This window comes from Kineococcus gynurae (genome assembly GCF_042433995.1).
In the GTDB taxonomy this organism is placed as follows: domain Bacteria; phylum Actinomycetota; class Actinomycetes; order Actinomycetales; family Kineococcaceae; genus Kineococcus; species Kineococcus gynurae.
This window is the reverse complement of sequence record NZ_JBHLUI010000008.1, coordinates 749,852-769,612: the sequence shown is the minus strand read 5'-3', so window position 1 is coordinate 769,612 and position 19,761 is coordinate 749,852. Positions and strand designations below refer to the sequence as shown.

Annotated in this window: 18 protein-coding genes; 7 read left to right on the top strand and 11 right to left on the bottom strand. The window is 75.6% G+C overall.

Annotated elements, in window-relative coordinates; genetic code table 11:
• Window positions 1–31 precede the first annotated feature (31 nt).
• Window positions 32–3,820 carry an ABC transporter ATP-binding protein gene (locus ACFFKU_RS09960; RefSeq protein ID WP_380137567.1) on the bottom strand — a complete coding sequence of 1,263 codons (3,789 nt, stop codon included), beginning with the start codon at window positions 3,818–3,820 and terminating at the stop codon, window positions 32–34.
• Window positions 3,821–3,955: 135 nt separating this feature from the next.
• On the opposite strand from ACFFKU_RS09960, the gene ACFFKU_RS09955 reads away from it, so the two are divergent.
• Complete coding sequence (locus ACFFKU_RS09955; RefSeq protein ID WP_380137566.1) at window positions 3,956–5,050, top strand: LLM class flavin-dependent oxidoreductase; 1,095 nt, start codon at window positions 3,956–3,958, stop codon at window positions 5,048–5,050.
• Between the two features lie 63 nt (window positions 5,051–5,113).
• Complete coding sequence (locus ACFFKU_RS09950; RefSeq protein ID WP_380137565.1) at window positions 5,114–5,347, top strand: hypothetical protein; 234 nt, start codon at window positions 5,114–5,116, stop codon at window positions 5,345–5,347.
• A gap of 58 nt (window positions 5,348–5,405) precedes the next feature.
• Here the strand turns inward: ACFFKU_RS09950 and serA are convergent, their stop codons facing one another.
• Window positions 5,406–6,638 (bottom strand): phosphoglycerate dehydrogenase, encoded by a 1,233-nt coding sequence (serA, locus tag ACFFKU_RS09945; protein WP_380137563.1) that lies wholly within the window; start codon window positions 6,636–6,638, stop codon window positions 5,406–5,408.
• A gap of 114 nt (window positions 6,639–6,752) precedes the next feature.
• Entirely contained in the window at window positions 6,753–7,457 is a 705-nt protein-coding gene (locus tag ACFFKU_RS09940; protein ID WP_380137561.1) for an NAD(P)H-binding protein, read from the bottom strand.
• Between the two features lie 182 nt (window positions 7,458–7,639).
• Between ACFFKU_RS09940 and ACFFKU_RS09935 the strand changes: the two genes are divergently transcribed.
• Entirely contained in the window at window positions 7,640–8,467 is an 828-nt protein-coding gene (locus tag ACFFKU_RS09935; RefSeq protein ID WP_380137560.1) for a transglutaminase-like domain-containing protein, read from the top strand.
• A 31-nt stretch (window positions 8,468–8,498) separates the two neighbouring features.
• On the opposite strand, the gene ACFFKU_RS09930 is transcribed toward ACFFKU_RS09935, so the two are convergent.
• Window positions 8,499–8,843 carry a TraR/DksA family transcriptional regulator gene (locus ACFFKU_RS09930; RefSeq protein WP_380137559.1) on the bottom strand — a complete coding sequence of 115 codons (345 nt, stop codon included), beginning with the start codon at window positions 8,841–8,843 and terminating at the stop codon, window positions 8,499–8,501.
• Window positions 8,844–8,979: 136 nt separating this feature from the next.
• On the opposite strand from ACFFKU_RS09930, the gene ACFFKU_RS09925 reads away from it, so the two are divergent.
• Window positions 8,980–9,462, top strand: a complete 483-nt coding sequence (locus ACFFKU_RS09925) for a pilus assembly protein CpaE (RefSeq protein ID WP_380137557.1) — start codon at window positions 8,980–8,982, stop codon at window positions 9,460–9,462.
• On the opposite strand, the gene ACFFKU_RS09920 is transcribed toward ACFFKU_RS09925, so the two are convergent.
• The 4 genes from ACFFKU_RS09920 to ACFFKU_RS09905 form a co-directional block, all read right to left on the bottom strand.
• Window positions 9,432–10,448, bottom strand: a complete 1,017-nt coding sequence (locus ACFFKU_RS09920) for a proteasome assembly chaperone family protein (protein WP_380137556.1) — start codon at window positions 10,446–10,448, stop codon at window positions 9,432–9,434. The genes ACFFKU_RS09925 and ACFFKU_RS09920 overlap by 31 nt on opposite strands.
• 25 nt (window positions 10,449–10,473) lie before the next feature.
• Window positions 10,474–10,944 carry a transcriptional regulator NrdR gene (nrdR, locus tag ACFFKU_RS09915; RefSeq protein WP_380137555.1) on the bottom strand — a complete coding sequence of 157 codons (471 nt, stop codon included), beginning with the start codon at window positions 10,942–10,944 and terminating at the stop codon, window positions 10,474–10,476.
• Between the two features lie 118 nt (window positions 10,945–11,062).
• A complete protein-coding gene (locus ACFFKU_RS09910) occupies window positions 11,063–11,743 on the bottom strand; it encodes a LysM peptidoglycan-binding domain-containing protein (protein ID WP_380137554.1) in 681 nt (226 codons plus the stop codon).
• 490 nt (window positions 11,744–12,233) lie between these two features.
• Window positions 12,234–12,503: a DUF2277 domain-containing protein gene (locus ACFFKU_RS09905; RefSeq protein ID WP_380137552.1), complete on the bottom strand. Its 270-nt coding sequence runs from the start codon at window positions 12,501–12,503 to the stop codon at window positions 12,234–12,236.
• 172 nt (window positions 12,504–12,675) lie between these two features.
• Between ACFFKU_RS09905 and lexA the strand changes: the two genes are divergently transcribed.
• The gene (gene lexA / locus ACFFKU_RS09900) at window positions 12,676–13,455 is read left to right on the top strand and encodes a transcriptional repressor LexA (protein WP_380137551.1); all 780 of its coding nucleotides are present in this window, start codon (window positions 12,676–12,678) and stop codon (window positions 13,453–13,455) included.
• Between the two features lie 45 nt (window positions 13,456–13,500).
• Here the strand turns inward: lexA and ACFFKU_RS09895 are convergent, their stop codons facing one another.
• Window positions 13,501–14,193, bottom strand: coding sequence for an aspartate/glutamate racemase family protein (locus tag ACFFKU_RS09895; protein WP_380137549.1), 693 nt, complete (start codon window positions 14,191–14,193; stop codon window positions 13,501–13,503).
• A gap of 73 nt (window positions 14,194–14,266) precedes the next feature.
• Window positions 14,267–16,420: an ATP-dependent DNA helicase gene (locus tag ACFFKU_RS09890; RefSeq protein WP_380137548.1), complete on the bottom strand. Its 2,154-nt coding sequence runs from the start codon at window positions 16,418–16,420 to the stop codon at window positions 14,267–14,269.
• A 33-nt stretch (window positions 16,421–16,453) separates the two neighbouring features.
• Between ACFFKU_RS09890 and ACFFKU_RS09885 the strand changes: the two genes are divergently transcribed.
• Window positions 16,454–17,299, top strand: a complete 846-nt coding sequence (locus ACFFKU_RS09885) for an oxidoreductase (RefSeq protein WP_380137546.1) — start codon at window positions 16,454–16,456, stop codon at window positions 17,297–17,299.
• A 61-nt stretch (window positions 17,300–17,360) separates the two neighbouring features.
• Here ACFFKU_RS09885 and hflX read toward each other — a convergent pair whose 3' ends face one another.
• The gene (hflX, locus tag ACFFKU_RS09880; protein WP_380137545.1) at window positions 17,361–18,953 is read right to left on the bottom strand and encodes a GTPase HflX; all 1,593 of its coding nucleotides are present in this window, start codon (window positions 18,951–18,953) and stop codon (window positions 17,361–17,363) included.
• Window positions 18,954–19,118: 165 nt separating this feature from the next.
• Here hflX and ACFFKU_RS09875 point away from each other — a divergent pair, with 165 nt between their 5' ends.
• The gene (locus ACFFKU_RS09875; protein WP_380137544.1) at window positions 19,119–19,739 is read left to right on the top strand and encodes a class I SAM-dependent methyltransferase; all 621 of its coding nucleotides are present in this window, start codon (window positions 19,119–19,121) and stop codon (window positions 19,737–19,739) included.
• The last annotated feature ends 22 nt before the right edge of the window (window positions 19,740–19,761 follow it).

Below are 19,761 nucleotides of genomic sequence, written 5' to 3'. Positions count from 1 at the left end.
CCGCCCCCGACCGCCGCCTGACCCGACCCGGTCAGGCGGCGGCCGTCGTCCCGGCCACGAACGAGGCCCACAACCGGGAGTAGCGGCCCTGCGCGGCGAGGAGCTGCGTGTGGGTGCCCTCCTCGACGATGCGCCCGCCGTCGAGCACGACGATCCGGTCGGCCCGGGCCGCGGTGGTCAACCGGTGGGCGACCACCACCGTCGTGCGTCGGCCGGCCACCGCGTCCGCGGCCCGCGCGACGAGGGCCTCGGTCGCCGGGTCCAGCGCGGCCGTCGCCTCGTCGAGCAGCAGCAGCGCGGGAGCGACGAGCTCGGCGCGGGCCAGGGCCACCAGCTGACGCTGACCCGTGGAGAGGTTCCGGCCCCGTTCCCCGACCCGGAAGTCGTAGCCCCCGGGCAGGGCGGCGGCCACGACGTCGGCGCCGACCGACCGGGCGGCGGCCTCCACCTCCTCCCGGCTCGCCTCCGGGCGGGCGTAGGCGATCGCCTCGGCCAGCGTCCCGTCGAACAGGAACGCCTCCTGCGGCACCACCCCCAGCCGGCTGCGGAAGGCCACCGGGTCCAGCTCGCGCAGGTCGACCCCGTCGAGCAGCACCCGGCCGGCGCTCGGGTCGTAGAGGCGGGCGACGAGCTTGACCACGGTCGACTTGCCCGCTCCCGTCTCGCCCACCAGGGCCACCGTCTCCCCCGGCGCGATCCGCAGGGTCACGTCCGACAGGGCCACGGGCCCCTCGGCGCCGTAGCGGAACGACACCCCCTCCAGCCGGACCTCGCCGCGCACCCGCGCGCGCCCACCCTGCTCCGGCAGCGGGCGGGGCCGGGCCGGGACCGCGAGCGAGGTCGGCGTGCGCAGCAGGTCACGGAGCCGCCGCAGGCCGACCATGGCCTGCTGGTAGCCGTCGGCGATCTGCGACAGCTGCTGCACCGGGGAGAAGAACAGGTCCACGTAGAGCAGGAAGGCGACCAGGACCCCGACGCTGATCGACCCCGCCCGCACCAGCCCCACCCCCACGACCAGCACGACCGCGGCGGTGACGCCGTTGAGGAACTGCACGAACGGGAAGTAGAGCGCGATGAAGCGCTGGGCCCGCAGCCGCGAGCGGAAGTAGGCCGCCCCGCGCTCGTGGAACCCGGCCGCCTGCGCCTCCCCGCGCCCGAACGCCTGGGTCACCCGGACCCCGGCCACCGACTCCTGGAAGAAGGAGTTGACCGCGCTGACGCGCTCCCGCGCCTTGGTGTAGGCCGGACGCGAGCGGGCGCGGAACCACGCGGTCGCGGCCAGCAGGACGGGCAGCACCGCCACCACGACGACGGCCAGCTCGGGTTCGAGCAGGAGCATGGCCACGAACACCCCGACCAGCGAGAGCAGGGAGACCAGCGCCTGGGCCACGCCGGTTTGCAGGAACTGGCTCAGCGCGTCCACGTCCGTGGTCATCCGCGTCATGATGCGCCCGGCCTGCTCGCGCTCGTAGTAGTCCAGCCCCAGCCGCTGCAGGTGCGCGAACGTCTTGAGCCGCAACGTGTAGAGGAGACGCTCGCCGGTCCGACCGGTGACCCGGGCCTGCCCGACGCCGACGACCCAGTCCCCCAGCACCAGGGCGGCGGCCGCCCCCGAGGCCAGCAGCAGGGCCCCCACGTCACCCCGCCCGACGCCGTCGTCCAGACCGTCCCGGATCAGCAGCGGCAGGACGAGCTGCGCGAGGGCGTCGAGGGCGACCATCCCCATCCCGAGGGCGATCGCGACGCGGAAGGGGCGCAGCAGCGATCCGAGACCGAACCCCGGGGCGGGCGCCTCGGCCTCGTCCCGGTCGACGTCGGGCACGTCGGTCGCCGGGGGGAGCGCGGCCACCCGGGCGGCGAGCTCGGGACGTCCCGGCAGCAGGTCGTCGTCACCACCGCGGCCCCCGGCGACCGGGGGCCCGGAACGGAGCGGGACGCGCGGACCGGGCACCCCCGCTCCCGTCGCGTTCACGGTGTCCGGCCCGGCGCCCGCCCCGTCCCCGGCCCCGGGGTCCGACGCCTCGTCGGCGTCGAAGAGCCGTCGGAACACCGCGCAGCGGGCCTGCAGCTCGGCCTCGGTGCCCTCGTCGACCACCCGACCGCCGTCGATCACGACGATGCGGTCGGCCAGCCGCAGCGTGGAGCGCCGGTGGGCCACGACGAGGGTCGTGCGCCCACCGCGGCGGGTGGCCGCGGCCAGGTGGTCGAGGATCCGCTCCTCGACGGTGGGGTCCACCGCCGAGGTCGGGTCGTCGAGGACGAGCACCCGCGGGTCGACCAGCAGGGCCCGGGCCAGCCCGATGCGCTGACGCTGCCCCCCGGAGAGGGTCAGCCCCTGCTCCCCCACGGCCGTGTCCACCCCGCGGGCCAGCGTGGCCACGAACCCGTCCGCCGCCGCCGCCCGCAGCGCCGCGCCCACCTCCTCGGCCGAGGCCCCGGGGGCCGCGAAGGCCACGTTGTCGCGCACGGAGGCGGAGAAGAGGAACGTCTCCTCGAACACGATGCCGAGGCTGCGCCGCAGCGCCACCGGGTCCAGGTCGCGGACGTCGCACCCGCCGACGCGGACCGTGCCGGCCTCGGGGTCGAGGAAGCGCGGCAGCAGCTGGGTCACCGTCGACTTGCCGGACCCGGAGGGACCGACCAGGGCGATGGTCTCCCCCGCCCGCACGTGCAGGTCCAGGCCGTCGAGCACGGGCGCCCCCGTCCCGTGGCGCAGGACCACGCCCTCCAGCCGCAGGTCCAGCGGTCCCTCGGGCAGCACGGCCCGGTCCGCCCCGGACCCCGGGGCCGCGATCTCCGAGCGCGTGTCGACGATCTCGAGCACCCGCTCCATCCCGGCGCGGGCCAGCTGGCCCACCGTCAACAACCCGGCCAGCTGCCGGACCGGGGAGACGAGGGAGGCCAGGTAGGTCGAGAAGGCCAGGAACGTGCCCACCGTGATCTGCCCACGCAGGGCCAGCCACCCGCCGAGCAGCAGCACCCCCACCTGACCCAGGGCCGGGACGGCCTGCAGGGCCGGCGTGTACCGCGCGGTGTAGCGCACGACCCGCAGCCGCTCGGCGAACAACCGGCCCACGGCGGCGGCCAGGGCGTCCTGCTCGGCCCGTTCCCGCCCGAAGCCCTTGACCACCCGGACCCCGGTCACCGCGGCCTCGACCCGTCCGGCGATCAGCGCGGCCCGGGCCTGCGCGGCGGAGTTGGCCGGGAACAGGTCGCGGCGGCTGCGGTGCGCCACGAACCAGACGGCCGGCCCCACCGCGAGCGCCACCAGCGTCAGCAGCGGGGAGAGCACCGCCATCACCACGAGCGAGACCACGAAGAGGACGGCGCTGCCGGTGACGTTGGGCAGCCAGGCCAGCAGGCCCTGGACGGTCTGGACGTCGCTGATGGAGCGGCTGACGACCTGCCCCGTGGAGAGGGTCGAGAGCTGCCGCGCATCCATCCGCAGCACGGCCGCGTGCACGTCGTCGCGCAGGTCGACCTGAACGGCCAGGGCCAGCCGCCCGGCGTGGAAGCGGCGGACGTAGCCGAGGGCGAAGATCAGGACCCCGGCCGCGAGCAGCACGAGCGTCCAGGGCCAGAGCGGCGCGCCGGGTACCGGGGTCACGTCGTCCACGACGTGGCGCACGACCAGCGGCACCAGCGCGGCCACGCCGTAGGACACGAGGGCCGGACCGAAGGACAGGACCACGTCGCGCCGGTGCCGCAGGCAGTACCCCGTGAGCCGGCGCAGCCACCCCCCGGCGGGGGGCGGGGCGGGGGCTGCCGGCCCGGGGTGGACGGGCGGCGCGGGGCTCGCGGCGGGCGGGGGCTGGACCACCCGAGGACGGTAAGCCCTGGCTGCGACACGAACCTCGGCACGGACCGCGGCACGGACCGCGGCACGGACACCGGCGGCGCGAGGCCGGCCCCGGTGATCTGGAACAGGGCCCGACGGCCCCCGGTTGGACCCGGTATGAGCACCCCCGTCGTCCCGGCCACCGGTCCGGTCACCGCCCCGCCCCTGTCCGTCCTCGACCTCTCCCCGATCCCCTCGGGCGTCGGGGCCTCGCGGGCGCTGGCCGACACGGTGGACCTGGCCCGCGCCGCGGAGGCGCTGGGGTACTCGCGCTACTGGTTGGCCGAGCACCACAACATCCCGAGCGTCGCGAGCTCCTCACCCGAGATCATGATCGCGACCGTGGCTGCGGCGACCAGCACGATCCGGGTCGGTTCGGGCGGGATCATGCTGCCCAACCACTCCCCGCTCATGGTCGCCGAACGGTTCCGGGTGCTGGAGGCGCTGCACCCGGGCCGGATCGACCTGGGACTCGGTCGCGCCCCGGGCACCGACGGCCGGACCGCCGTCGCCCTGCGGCGTTCGCGCGAGGCGGTGATGGCCGACGACTTCGTCGACCAGTACGCCGAGCTGCTGGCCTACGTCGACGGCTTCGAGCCGGGCCACCCGTTGGCCGGCATCGAGGCGGTCCCCGCCGACGTCCCGCTGCCGCCCGTGTGGATCCTGGGCTCGAGCACCTACGGCGCCCAGGCGGCGGCCGCCCTCGGGACGGGGTACGCGTACGCGGGGCACTTCGGTTCGGCCGACCCGGTCGCGGTGATGCAGACCTACCGCGAGCGTTTCCGTCCGTCCGCACGGCGACCCCGCCCGCACGCCGTGCTGGCCGTGGCCGCGATCGTCTCCGACAGCGCCGAGCGGGCCGCGGCCCTGGCCGGGGCCAACGCCCTGTCCATGGTCCGCCTGCGCCAGGGACGGCCCGGTCCCCTGCCGACCGCCGAGGAGGCCGCGGCCCACGAGTGGACCCTGCTGGACCGTCGTGTCGCGGCCGAGGCGGGCACCCATCTCGTGCACGGCACGCCGGACACGGTGGCCGAACGGCTGGCCGACCTCGCGGGTCGCAGCGGGGCCGACGAGCTGATGGTGGTCACCCACGTGCACGACGCCGCGGAGCGCCGCCGTTCCTACGAGCTGCTGATGGAGGCCTGGCGGGGCCGTTCGTGGTCGGCCGCCCACGCAGGGTCGCTCCCCCTCACCCGGTCGGCCGCCTACTAGGCCGAACGGGTGACGACCGCCCGGGTGACTTCACTGCGCGTAGCGACGGTCGATCGGCAGGACATGATCAGCCTCAGCAGCAGCTCCACCAGCGCCGCCCGGCTCGTCACCGTGGCCGAGCAGCAGGTGCGCGCCGCCCGCCTGGACCTCACGACGGCCACCGCCACCGGGGCGGGACGACCGCTCGTGCAGGCGGGCGAACAGGCCCTGAACCGGGCGCAGGCCGACCTGGTCAGCGCCCAGCAGCAGGCCGTCCGGATCTGCCTGGCCGAGGACCGGGTCGACCTCTACGTGTGAGGCCGCCCGCCCGTACCGCCCCGACCGCCCGTCCGTCCGACCCGACCCGGGCTGACGGTCAGAGCAGCTGGCGCACCCGGACCGTCTGGGGCAGCTCCCGCAGCCTGCGGCCGACGTCCTCCGTCGCCGGGTGGGCGATGTCGGTGACGACGTAGCCCAGGTCGCCGAGGGTGGCGAGCTGCTGGCCCTCGATGTTCACGCCCTCGTCGGCCAGCACCTTGTTGATCGCGGCCAACACTCCGGGGACGTTGTGGTGCAGGTGCGCCAGCCGGACCCGGCCGGGCACCGTCTCCGTGTTCAGGGTCGGCAGGTTGACGCTGAGCGTCGTCGCCCCGTGCAGCGCGTAGTCGCGCAGCTTGGCGGCCACGAAGCGACCGATGTCCTCCTGGGCCTCCTCGGTCGAGCCGCCCACGTGCGGGGTGAGGATGACGTTGTCGAGGCCGCGCAGCACCGACTGGAACGTCTCGCCCCGCCCCTTGGGCTCCTGCGGGAACACGTCCAGGGCCGCACCGGCGATGTGCCCGGACTCGATGTGGCGGCGCAGGGCCACGTCGTCGACGAGGAAGCCCCGGGACAGGTTCAGGAAGATCGACCCCGGACGCATCCGGGCGAACTCGGTCTCGCCGAAGAAGCCGGCGTTGGACGCGCGCCCGTCGACGTGCAGGGTGACCACGTCGGCGAGGTCGAGCACCTCGGTGAGGCTGCCGCAGCGGCGGGCGTTGCCCATCGCCAGCTTGTCGACGGTGTCGTAGAAGAAGACGCTCATGCCCAGCGCCTCGGCCACCACCGACAGCTGCGAGCCGATGTTGCCGTAGCCGATGATCCCGAGGCGTCGGCCGCGGACCTCGTGGGCGCCGACGGCGCTCTTGTCCCACACGCCCTCGTGCATGAGGTCGTTCTTGACGGTCAGCCGGCGGGTGAGGGCGATGATCTCGGCCAGGGCCAGCTCCACCACGCTGCGGGTGTTGCTGTAGGGCGCGTTGAACACGGCGACCCCGTGGGCGGCGGCGGAGAACAGGTCGACCTGGTTGGTCCCGATGCAGAACGCGCCGACCGCGCGCAGGTCGGGGGCGGCGTCCAGGACGGCCGCGGTCACCTGGGTCTGGGACCGGATGCCGAGCAGCTGCACCCCGTCCAGGCGGGAGATCAGCTCGGCCTCGTCCAGCGCCCCGGCGGCGGTGTCCACCTGCCATCCGGCCTCGGTCAGCAGCTGGCGGGCGTCGGCGTGGATGTTCTCCACGAGCAGGGCGCGCGGACGCGCCGTCTGGGGGCGGGGCTCGGGGACGGCCACAGGTCTCGATTCCTCACGTGCTGGGGACGGGAAGGGGGCGGGTTGCTCTCCGCCGGTCGGGACCAGTGTCCCGCAACCGGCCCGCGCCCCGTCGCGCCCCCTTGTCCGGGCCGATCAGCCGGCCGCCGCGGCCACCGCCTCGTCCAGGGGGACCTCGCCCGAGACCAGTTCCAGGACCCAGCCGCCCGCGGGCGGCCGGACCCCGGCGGCCATCGCGTGCAGCAGCTCGGCCAGCACCGCGGCCACGTCGGCGCGCGGCACCGGGCCGCGCGGCACGGAGGGAGCCAGGTGCACGTGACCGGTGGGCTCGTCGTCGGTGAGCTGCCCCGGGCGCAGGACGGCCAGGTCCAGACCCGGTCGGGCCCGGAGGTCGTCCTCGGCCGCGAGCTTGGCCCGCAGGTAGGCGACGAAGGTCTCGTCCACCCCCTCCGGGGTGACACCGTCGCGCACCTTCTCGACCCCGGTGGAGGAGACGAGGACGTACTGCCGGACCCCGGCCGCCTCGGCCGCGTCGGCCAGCAGCACCGCGGCCGCCCGGTCGACGGTGTCCTTGCGGGCCGTCCCGCTGCCCGGCCCGGCCCCCGCGGCGAAGACCACCGCGTCGGCCCCCCGCAGCACCGCGGCCACGTCGTCGGCCGCGGCGGACTCCAGGTCGAGGACGACCGGCTCGGCCCCGTCGCTCCGCACGTCCTCGACGTGGTCCGGGTTGCGGACGATCCCGCGGACCAGCGCACCCGCGGAGGTCAGCTGGCGCAGCAGCAGGCGGGCGATCTGGCCGTGGGCCCCGGCGACGACGACGGTCTGGCTCTGCTGGATCATGGGGCCCGACGCTACCCACGAGGCGGGGAGTCCACCCGTCGATCACGCTCCGACCGGGCCTCCCGGCCCAGCTATCACCCTGTGTCGCAGCGGCCCTACGTTCGGTCGACGACTCCCCGAACGCAGCAGTCGTGCGGTCGGCCGAGGGGGCGGCAGCCGTCGCCGTCCCCCAGAATCGCCCGGTGCCCTCCACCCCCGCGCCCGCCCTCACGGCCCGCGTCAGCGCCCGTCTCGACCTGTCCTCCGATCGGCGCAGCCCCGCCAGCCTCCTCCTCTCCGTGGCCGGACGCCCCGGGGTCGCGGTCCTCGAGGAACGCCTCGAGGTGGTGGGCCCCGACGGGCCGCTGACCGTGACCGCCGTGGCCGTCGAGGAAGGCGGTCGGATGCACACGCTGGACGTGCCGGCCGGGGACACGCGGGTCGAGTACGAGGCGCGGGTGGCCCTGCAAGACTCCGATCCCGTCGCCTGCTCCGAGCTCGACCGCTGGGCCCTGACCCGACCCAGCCGCTACAGCCCCTCCGACGCCCTCGCGTCCTTCGCGGCGCGCGAGCTGAACGGGGTCTCCCGTGCGGACCTGCCCCGGGCCGCCTCCGCGTGGGTGCACACCAACCTCGACTACGTCAGCGGTTCCAGCCGGCCCACGGACGGGGCGCCCGAGACCCTGCTGGCCCGGGCCGGCGTCTGCCGGGACTTCGCCCACGTGACCGTGGCGCTGCTCCGGGCGATGGACGTCCCCGCGCGCCTCTGCTCGGTGTACGCACCGGGCCTGGCGCCCATGGACTTCCACGCCGTCGTCGAGGCCGCTCCGGAGGGGGTCTGGGAGGTCGTGGACGCCACGCGCCTCGCCCCGCGCGCCTCCCTGGTGCGGATCGCCACCGGCCGCGACGCCGCCGACACCGCCTTCCTCACGACGGCCGGCATGGTCACCCTGTCCGGGCTCCGGGTCACCGCCGTGGTCGAGCCGGACCTGCCCCGGGAGGACCCGGGGCAGGTGGTCCGGCTGCGCTGAGGGTTCGGAGGCCGTCGACGCGGTCGACGGCTCAGGCGTCGGGATTCTCCTCCTCGACGAGCGTCTCGGCGTCGGGACGGACCTCGAGGCGCTCGTCGGGGATGGGCTTGCCCGAGACGACCGAGAGGCCGTAGGTCCCGTCCTCGATGCGCCGCAACGCCGCCTCGACGCCGACCAGCCGACGGTCGATGCCGTCCAGCAGCGCGAGGTCCTGGCCGGCGAACTGCTCGTGGGCCCCCTCGTCGCCGACGTCGCGCCCGCCCTCGGCGGCGTCGGGGGTCACCCCGGCCTCCAACCGGGCCCGGATCTCCTTCGCCTCCCCGCTCAGCTCGCGGTGCATCTCTTCCAGCCGCTCGCGGGCGACCTGGGTGTCCATCTCGTGATCCTCCTGCTGGGTGGTCGGGCGAACAGTCCTACCCCGGATCGGCCGGGTCGGCGCGGGGACGCCCGGCCCGGTCGGTGCCGGTGGCCGTCGGGACGCGCGAGGCGGCGGCGGAGTCCATGCTGGGGTGATGATCTCCGTCGAGCTCGCCCTGCGGTTGAAGGAGGCCGGCCTGGAGTGGCAGCCCGCGGCCGGGGACCGGTTCGTGATCCCGCACCGGGACATGGACGCCGACGTCTTCACCCTGAGCGACATGACGGTCGAGGTCCACGACCACCCGAGCGGGCGGATCATCGGCTTCAACGGCACCACCGAGTGGGCGCTGGACTCCGTCGACCAGCCCGACGCCTGCTGGCTGCCGTCCGAGCACCAGCTTCGCGCCCTGCTCGGTGAGCACTTCGTCCGGCTGGAGCGGCACGACCGGACCACCCCGGACGGCGAGCGCAGCGTGTTCCGCGTGCTGCTCCTGGACACGGTCGGGGCGGACGCCTTCGAGGACCCGGTCGCCGAGTGCGCCTACGCCCGCGCCCTCCTGCACCACCTGTCGGGGGCCCGGGGCGGCAGCGTCGGCGTGGCCGCCGCTCAGCGGGCGGGCGGTCCCTCCCCGGCCTGAGGGCCCTCACCCGACGACCGGCCCTCCTCGCCGCCCGCCGCACCGCCCGTCTCGCCGCCCGTCTCGCCACCCGCCGGGTCGGTGGCCTCCTCGGCCGCCAGGAACCGCTCGAACTCCGCCCCCAGCTCGTCGGCCGAGGGCAGGAACGAGGCGGCCACCGAGGTCCCCCGCCCCTCCTCGCCGATGGCGTCGTACTGCTCCTCGAGGGCGCGGACCACGGCCTGGGCCTCGGGCGACTGCGCGACCTGGGCGTCGACCTCCACCCGCGTCGTCGCCGCCACGTCCAGCAGGGCATCGACCGGCACGTCGACCCCGGTGGCGGCCGAGACGGCCCGCAGCAGGACGGCGGCGGAGTCCGGGTAGTCGTTGCCGGCCAGGTAGTGCGGGACGTGGGCCAGCACGGAGATGACGTCGCGTCCCTCCTCGGCCCCGCGCAGGTGCAGCAGTGCCGCGGCGTGCCCGGGGACCTGGGCCTCGACGTCCCACGTCCGGTACCCCTCGAGCAGCTCCGGTCGGCTCGCGCTCGCCGTCACCCCGCCGGGTCGGGTGTGCGGGACGGCGGTGGGCGCCGCGGCCAGCAGGATGGTCGTGCTCACCCCGAGCCGGTCGGCCAGCTGCCAGACGGCGGCGCAGAACCGTTCCCACTGCACGTCCGGCTCGGGCCCGGTCAGCAGCAGGAAGGAGGCCCCCTCCTCGTCGTAGACCCGCAGCAGCTGCAACCGCGGGGCGTCGTAGGCGGCCCACCGGTCGCCCTCGAAGGTCATGACCGGACGGCGGGCCCGGTAGTCGTGGAGCTGGTCGACGTCGAAGGTGGCCACGACGTGGTGGGTGCTGGAGGAACGGAGCTGCTCGACGGCCAGCTTGACCGCGCTGCCGGCGTCGACGAACCCGGAGAGGGCCACGACCAGCGGCGGTTCGACGAGGCGCGGGGCGTCCGCACCGGCGTAGGGGCCGACGAGGCTGTACAGCGAGGCGGGGTCGAGCATGCCCCCATCATCGTCGCTGCCGGGGTCAGCCCTGGCCGGGGAGGGCCGGATTCCGCTCCGAGCGCAGCTTGTCGATGGCGGCCTCGAAGTCGGCCAGGGAGTCGAAGGCCTGGTAGACCGAGGCGAAACGGAGGTAGGCGACCTCGTCCAGCTCGCGCAGGAACGGCAGCGTGGCCAACCCCACCTCGTGGGCGTCGACCTCGGCCGCACCCCGCGACCGCAGGGACTCCTCGACCTTGTGCGCGAGCAGCGCGATGTCGTCCTCACTGACGGGACGCCCCTGGCAGGCCTTGCGCACGCCCGAGGCGATCTTGGAACGGCTGAACGCCTCGCTCGCTCCCGAGCGCTTGATGACGGTGAAGAGGGCGGTCTCGACCGTGGTGAAGCGGCGACCGCACTGGGGGCACTGACGGCGCCGGCGGATGCTCGAGCCGTCCTCGGCCGTCCGCGAGTCCACCACCCGGGAGTCCTCGTGGCGGCAGAACGGGCAGTGCACTCCAGCTCCCTCCCGCACCCGCTCGCGCCCGTGCGGCGCGGGATGCTGCGGGGAGGCTACGGGCAGCGTCGAGCCGGGGGCAAGTGACGCGGACGTGGTGCGCAGGCCCGCGAGCACGTCACCACTCCGCGGGCAGCTGCAGGCGTTGGCCGGGGTGCAGCCGCGAACCGTCGAGGGAGTTCAGCGCGACGATCGCCGCGGCGACCTCGCGCCAGTCCGCGCCCGGGGCGACCGACAGGGCGATCTCGGACAGCGTCTGACCGGGCTGGACGACGACCTCGCCCCCGGCACCCGCGGTGACCGCGACCGGGGCGGGAGCGGTCCGCTCGACCGCGGCGGTGGCCCCGACGCTGCCCACCATCGTCCCGGCCAGAGCGCTCGTGCCGGCCAGCACGGCGGCCGCCAGCACGGCACCGGCCCCGAGCCCGAGCCCGGTCCGACCCCGGCGCGTGAGGCGCAACGGGTGCGTCGTCGTCGGGGGGGCCACGGCGGCGGTCCGGGGACGCAGGGTGGTGACGGTGGCGACGTCCCGCACAGCCGCGGTGCGCCCCGGACGGCGGGGGGCGGGGACCCGGGCGGGGAGGGCCGCGCGGGCGGCGACGCTGGCCCCGAGGGCGAACCCGGGGAAGGCGGCGGCCCGGGGCAGCCGGACGGCGGGGAACTCCGGGACCCGGAAGGGCGAGGTCGCGAGGACGGCGGTCCCGAACCGGGTCGGGCGGGGGACGGCCGGCCGCGACACGACGGGGACGGCGGGCAGGACGGGACGGAACGCGGTGGTGCGGATTGCGGTGGTGCTCACGGTGGCGACCTCCAACTCTCGGACCAGCCGGGTCGAACGAGTGTTCGTACCGACTCGAACGTTTGTACGCCGACCGACGGGCGGGGCGCAACCCCGACCCGTCGGGTCGGGATGCGTCGCACGGTGCCATCCGCCTCCGACACGAACCGGGCGCGGACGGCTGCCCAGCCTCCCTCCGGCCCCTGACCAGCGTCGACGCTCGGGGCGGGCGGCCCGGCGACGGCGGCCCGCAGGCAGCGGGGCCCACGACGGTCGACCGGGAGCGGCCCCCGATCGCCGAGCCGTCACGAACGGCCGGGTCGCCAGGGGCGGACGTCGCCCCGGCCCCCGTGACGGACGAGCAGATTTCCTTGATCACACGAGGGGGCGCGAGGGGCACGGGAGGGGCGCGAGGGCGGGCGGCGCGACGCTGGAGTCGCGCAGGAGGTACGAGCGGGGCGGGAGCTGCGGCGCCCGGGTGCGGGGCGGGGTGCGGGGCGGGGGGCGGGGGTCAGGAGGCGTAGCGCTGGGCGGCGCGGGCCCGGGCCTTGGCCGCCTCGACCTCCCGGTCCTTCGGCGGCGCGGCCGTCTCCAGGTGGTCCAGGAGCTCGGCGGTCGCGGTGGCGACCGCGGCCACGGCGGCGTCGAACGCGGCCTGGTTGCGCTGCGAGGGGCGGGTGGAACCGCTGACCTTGCGGACGTACTGGAGCGCGGCGGCCTGCACCTCCTCGGGCGTGGCCGGGGGCTCGAAGTTGTGCAGCTGGCGGATGTTCCGGCACATGCGGACCACGCTAGGCCGACGACCCGTCCGAGGACAGGGGGCGTCCGGCGCACCGGGTCGACGACCGCCGCACCCGCCCCGCACGACACGCCGCAGTCGAACAGGTGTTTGATCTGCCCACCGGCGGTGGTTACGGTCGACGGACCGGCCACGGACGGCCGGGCGCGACGGGATGAGGTGCACGGTGGACGAGCAGGACGGCACGGGCACGACGGTCGAACGTCCCCGGCGGGGTCCGGGCCGACCCCCGGGTTCGGGGACGGTCCACCAGCTGCCGGACGGGACGCCGGACGCCTTCGGTCTCACCACGCGGCAGCGGCGGGTCCTGGACTGCATCAGCGAGGCCGTCGAGCGTCGCGGCTACCCGCCGAGCCTGCGCGAGATCGGCGAGTCGGTCGGGCTCACCAGTCCCAGCAGCGTCGCCCACCAGGTCAAGCAGCTCGAGCGGCTCGGCCTGCTGCGCAAGGACCCGCGGCGCCCGCGCACCCTCGAGGTCGTGACGCCGCCGTCGTCCCTGCCGAGCAGCGCCCTCGGTGTGGTCACGGCCGACGACGCGACCGAGGCCGACGCCCGGCCCCGACCCACCTACGTCCCGCTGGTGGGTCGCATCGCGGCCGGCGGCCCGATCCTGGCCGAGCAGCTCGTCGAGGACGTCTTCCCCCTGCCCGCGCAGCTGGTCGGCTCCGGGGAGCACTTCATGCTGCGGGTCTCCGGGGACTCGATGATCGAGGCCGCCATCTGCGACGGGGACTGGGTCGTCGTGCGCCAGCAGCCCACGGCCGAGAACGGTGACGTGGTCGCGGCCATGATCGACGGCGAGGCCACCGTCAAGGTCCTCTCGCGTCGGGACGGGCACGTGAAGCTCCTGCCGCGCAACGCCCTCTACTCCCCCATCGACGGCGACGAGGCGACGGTCCTCGGCCGGGTCACCGCGGTCCTGCGCAGTCTCTGACCCCGACCTCCTCTGCCCGGCCCGAGCGGCCGCGGCCGGGGCGGGTCAGCGGGTCCGGCCCGCCGCGGGTGCCAGCGTCCGCACGAGCTCGACCGCCGCCTCGACGGCGAGGCGCGGGGAGGACAGCACGGGGACCGAGAGCGGTCGCAGCAACGGGGTCGCCTCGACCATGCTGGCCTGGGCCAGCACCACCACGTCGACCGTGCAGACGTCGTCGGCCCCCCGCAGCTCGGTGAGGGCCCGCTGCGCGATCCCCTGCACGTAGCCCTCGGCGTCGCCCACCTCGTGCAGGATCCACAGGTCGCTGGCGTCGACCTCGACGACCTCGACCCGGCGGTCGGCCTCACCGGCCGCCTCGTGCAGCAGCTCCCGCACGGAACGGGCCGCGGTCGGGAGGGTGGCGACCACGGCGAGGCGTCGCCCGGCCCGCACGGCCGCCTCGGCCATCGGCCGGTCGACCCGCAGCACCTCGACCCCGATCTCGTCACCGACCACCTTCGCCAGCCCGCTCAGCGTCGAACCGGTGCAGACCACCAGGTCGGCCCCCTCGGCCTGCAGCCGGCGCAGCCGGTCGGCCATCGCCGGTCTGACCGACTCGATCCCCGAGCGTCGGGCGGCGTTGAGCAGCCCGCGGTCCACGAGGTGCCGGAACTGCACCTCCGGGTCCCGCTGCGCGAGCAGGGCGGCGAAGATCCTTGCCTGCTCGTGCTCGGAATGGAGCAAACCGACCACGGTCATGCCTCGACTATCCGACGCTCCGCGCCCCCCGGCACCCGGGACGCGTCGTCGGACCGGTCCAGCCGGGGAACCTTCACCCGATCGTCGCGACCTCGGCGAGGCGCCGCAGGGCCGAGCGGGTGACCTCCGGGTCCGAGGTCGGCCAGAACCCGGGCAGGCTCTCCCGCAGGAACCCTCCGTAGCGAGCCGTCGCCAACCGGGAGTCGAGCACCGCCACCACCCCCCGGTCCTCGGCGGCCCGGATCAACCGGCCCGCCCCCTGGGCCAGCCGGACCGCGGCGTGCGCGGCCGAGACGCTGAGGAAGCCGTTGCCGCCGGCCGCGTCGACGGCCTGGGCCCGGGCCGCCATGAGCGGGTCGTCGGGGCGGGGGAAGGGGATGCGGTCGATGACGACCAGGGAGCAGGACGCCCCGGGCACGTCGACCCCCTGCCACAGCGACAGGGTCCCGAACAGCGAGGTGGCGGGCTCGTCGGTGAAGCGCCTGACCAGCTTGGGCAGCCGATCCTCGCCCTGGCAGAGGATCGGGGTCGACACCCGCGCGCGCAGGGCCGCCGCGGCCTCGTCGGCCCCGCGCCGGGAGGAGAACAGCCCCAGCGTCCGCCCGCCGGCGGCCTCGACCAGCTCGGCGAGCTCGTCGAGCATCGCCTCCGACGCGCCGGCCCGCCCCGGCGGCGGCAGGCGGCGCGCGACGTAGAGGATCCCCTGCCGCCGGTAGTCGAAGGGCGAGCCCACGTCGGTCCCGGTCCAGGCGGTCCCCGACCCGGCGGCCCCCCGCCCGGTCAGGCCGAACGCGCCCGCCACGGGGTCGAACGAGCCGCCGAGGGTGAGGGTCGCCGAGGTCGCGACCACCGTGCGCTCGCTGAACACCTGTTCGCGCAGCAGCCCGGCCACCGACAGCGGGGCGATGTGCAGCGACGGGGGCCGGGCCTGCGCACCGAAGCCGGCCCCGACCCACGCCACGTCGTACCCGGCGCCCTCGGGCTGCTCGGCGGCCACCGCGAGACGCTCGGCGACGGCGAGGACGTCCTGCAGGGCGGCCCGCGCCAGGTGGCGCGCCCCGCGGGCGTCCGCGTCCTCCTCGCGGGCCCCCTCCTGGGAATCCTTCAGCTCGACCAGCGCCGAGCGGGTGGCGTCACGGACGGCCACCACCGCGGCCGCGAGCGCCTCCGGCCACCGGGTGAGCCGCCCGGGCGGGGCGTCCTCCAGGGCGGCCTCGAGAGCGATCTGGGCGTCGTCCAACGACTCCGCGACGATCCCGGCCGACCGCCGCAGCCGCCGGGAGGCCGTGGCGAGCACCGACCCGGTGAGTTCGGCGGTCGCGACGGCGGTGACCCGGTCGGCCAGTTCGTGGGCCTCGTCGACGACCAGCACGTCGTGCTCGGGCAGCAGGGTGCCGTTGTTCTCCAGGGCGTCGATCGCGGTCATCGCGTGGTTGGTGACGACGACGTCCACCGTGCGGGCGCGGGCCCGGACCCGTTCGGAGAAGCACTCGGCCGCGACCGGGCAGCGCTGGGCGCCCAGGCACTCGCGGGCCGACACCGAGACCTGCCGCCAGGCCCGGTCGGAGACGCCCGGGTCGAGCTCGTCGCGGTCCCCGGTCGTGGTCTGCTCGGCCCACTCCCGCAACCGGACCACCTCGCGGCCGAGGCGGCCCCCGGCGTCGTCGGCGGCGGGCGCAGCGGCGGCGACGTCGAACAGGGCCGACTCGTCCTCGGGGAAACCTCCGGCCAGCTTGTTGCGGCACAGGTAGTTGGCCCGCCCCTTGAGCAGCTCCCACGTGGGCTCGCGGTGCAGCACCGGTGCGAGGGCCTTGGCCAGACGGGGCAGGTCGCGGTCGACGACCTGGGCCTGCAGGGCCAGCGTCGCGGTGGACACGACGACGGTGGCGTCGGTGCGGACGGCGTGGGCGACGGCCGGGACCAGGTACCCCATGGACTTGCCCGTCCCGGTCCCGGCCTGCACGAGCAGGTGGCGGCGGGTCCGGATGGCGTCGGTGACCTCGGCGACCATGCGCCGCTGCCCCTCCCGCCGGGCCCCGCCGAGGGTGGAGACCACGGTCTCGAGCAGGGTGGTCGTCTCCTCGCGGGACGGTTCCCGCGCTGCCGAGGACCCTCCCGGTCCCTCGCCGGGGTCGCCGCTCGGATCGGGCGCGGTCTCGGTGCTCACGTCCCCATCCTCTCGTGCGCCCGGGCCCTGCCGGGGCCACGAGGGCGGACCTGTGCACATGCCGGACCGGACGTCGCTGGGCAGGATGACGGGATGACCACCTGGCTCATCACCGGCTGCTCCACCGGCCTCGGCCGCGCGCTCGCCGAGGCCGTCCTCGACGGCGGCGACGAGGTCGTCGTCACGGCCCGTGACACCTCGACGATCGCCGACCTCGCCGACGCCCACCCCGGCACCGCCCACGTCAGCGCCCTCGACGTCACCGACCCCGCGGCCGTGCGCCGGGTCGTCGCCGAGGCCGAGGAGCGGTTCGGCGGGGTCGACGTCCTGGTCAACAACGCGGGGTACGGCTACCGGGCCGCGGTCGAGGAGGGTGACGACGGCGACGTCCGGCGCCTCTTCGACACCCACGTCTTCGGCACGGTGGACATGATCAAGGCGGTGCTGCCGGGGATGCGGGCGCGCCGCCGCGGCCGGATCGTCAACCTGTCCTCGATCGGCGCGCACGTCTCCCCGGCCGGGTCGGGCTACTACGCAGCCGCCAAGGCCGCCGTCGAGGGGTTGAGCCACAGCCTGCGGGCCGAGGTCGCCCCGCTGGGCATCGGGGTGACCGTGGTGGCCCCCGGTGGCTTCCGCACGGACTTCGCTGGACGCTCGCTGACCGGTTCGGCCGAGGCGATCGAGGACTACGCGCAGACCGCGGGCCCCCGCCGGGTCGAGAACGACCGCGTGCACGGGACCCAGCCGGGCGACCCGGCGCGGGCCGCGCAGGCCATCCGGACGGTCGTGGCCGCCCCGGAGCCACCGGCGCTGATCTTCCTGGGGACCGACGCGCTCGGGGCGATCGAGCAGGTGTGGGACGCGCGCCGTGCCGAGGTCGGACGCTGGCGCGAGCTGAGCGCGAGCACCGACCTGAGCGCGGGCACCGACCCGACCTAGGGCGAGCGACGGGGGCCGCCGGGAACGATCCCGGCGGCCCCCGTCGTGGCGCGATCCCCGCTCAGACCCGGTAGGCGCGCAGCTCCGCGGCCAACCGGGGCTGGACCCGGGCGTGCAGGCGGGTGCCGTCGGCCTCGTGCTCCTCGGCGAGCACCTGCCCGGTGGTGTGGACCCGGTGGACGAGCTCGCCCCGGTCGTAGGGCACCAGGACCTCGAGCTCGACGTCGGGCACCGGCAGGGTGTCGGCGACGCGCTGCAGCAGCTCCTCGATGCCCTGCCCCGTCCGCGCGGAGACCGCGACCGCGTTCTTCTCCTTGCGCAACAACCGGTCGAGGACCTCGGGATCGGCCAGGTCGGCCTTGTTGACCGCCACGATCTCGGGCAGCGTGTGGGCGTCGACGTCGGCCAGCACCGAGCGGACCGCCGCGAGCTGCCCCTCGGGGTCGGGGTGGGACCCGTCGACGACGTGCAGGACGACGTCGCCGTCGGCGACCTCCTCCAGCGTCGAGCGGAACGCCTCGACCAGCTGGTGCGGCAGCGAGCGCACGAACCCGACCGTGTCGGCAAGCGTGTACGGACGGCCCTGCGGGGTCTGCGCCCGGCGGACGGTCGGGTCCAGCGTGGCGAAGAGCGCGTCCTCGACGAGCACCCCGGCCCCGGTCAGCCGGTTGAGCAGCGAGGACTTGCCCGCGTTGGTGTAGCCCGCGATGGCGACCGCGGGCACCTGGCGGACCTGGCGCAGCGACCGCTTGGCGTCGCGCGCCGTGCCCATGCCCCGGATCTCCCGGCGCAGCTTGGCCATGCGGGTCCGGATGCGGCGCCGGTCCAGTTCGATCTTCGTCTCACCGGGACCGCGCGAGCCGATCCCGGCACCACCTGCGACCCGTCCACCGGCCTGCCGGGACATCGACTCGCCCCACCCGCGCAGGCGCGGGAGCAGGTACTCCAGCTGGGCCAGCTCGACCTGGGCCTTGCCCTCCCGGCTCTTGGCGTGCTGGGCGAAGATGTCGAGGATCACCGCGGTCCGGTCGACCACCTTGACCTTGACGATGTCCTCCAGCCCCCGTCGCTGGGAGGCGGACAGCTCGCCGTCGCAGACGACCGTGTCGGCCCCGACCTCGGCGACGAGGTCGGCCAGCGCGGCCGCCTTGCCCGCCCCGAGGTAGGTCGCCGGGTCCGGGGTGGCGCGCTTCTGCAGGATCCCGTCCAGGACGTCGGAACCGGCCGTGGCCGCGAGCGCCGACAGCTCCTGCAGCGAGACCTCGGCCTCGTGCCGGGAGGAGTCGGCGGTGCTCCAGACCCCGGCGAGGACGACCCGCTCCAGCCGGAGCTGGCGGTACTCGACCTCGGTGACGTCCTCGAGCTCGGTGGAGAGCCCGGCCGCCCGGCGCAGCGCGCGGCGGTCGGCCAGGTCGAGCTGGTCGCCGTCGAAGGACGGCTCGTCCAGGCCCGTCGGGGCGGTGGCGGGCAGGGTGTCGGCGCCACGCAGGATGCGGGCGAGCGCCCGGTCGAACTCGGCGTCGCCCACCTGCTCGTCGCCGTGGCCGCGGTCGTCCCGCTGCTCGTGCTCCGGCCCGTCCTCGGCGACGTCGGCGGGGTGCTCCCGCCGCTCGGGGTCGAGCCCGGGGGCGGCGGGATGGTGACGCTGGTTCATGGACCTCCTCGGTCGGTCTGGCCGGCGGCTCGGTCGAGCCGCGCAGAGGTCCAGACTCCCCTTCCAACGGGCGGCGTGTCGACCGGATTCCCGTCGGCTCCCCGGCCCGGGCCCCCGAGGTCATGGCGGGGTCGTCGGCCCCCGGTCCGGCCCTACCCTGACCCCGTGGTCCCCGACGCCAGCCCCGAGCACTACTTCACCGCCCGGCCCGCCACCCCGGCCGAGCTGCGCGAGATCCCCGTCGAGCTGGCCGGGCGGGAGCTGACCGTGACGACCGCGGCGGGGGTGTTCTCCGGTGACCGGCTCGACAAGGGCACCGCCGTGCTGCTCCCCCACCTCCGTCCCGACGCCGCGGCCACCGGTGACGTCCTCGACCTGGGCTGCGGGTGGGGGCCGGTCGCGCTCTCCCTGGCGCTGCTGCGCCCACGGATGCGGATCTGGGCCGTGGACGTGAACGAGCGCGCCCTGGACCTGGTGCGGCGCAACGCCTCCCGCCACGACGTGAGCATCACGGCCCGGACCCCCGACACCGTGCCGGAGGACCTGCGGTTCACCGAGATCTGGTCCAACCCCCCCATCCGGATCGGCAAGGAGGCGCTGCACGCGTTGCTCCGCCGCTGGTGCCCGCGCCTGACCCCGGACGGCAGCGCCCACCTGGTCGTGCAGAAGAACCTGGGGGCGGACTCGCTGCAGGCGTGGATCGCGGCCGGGGGCATCGAGGGGATCTCGACGGTCGAGCGCGTCGACAGCGCCAAGGGCTTCCGGATCCTCCGACTGACCCACTGACCCGCTGACCCGACGACCCGCG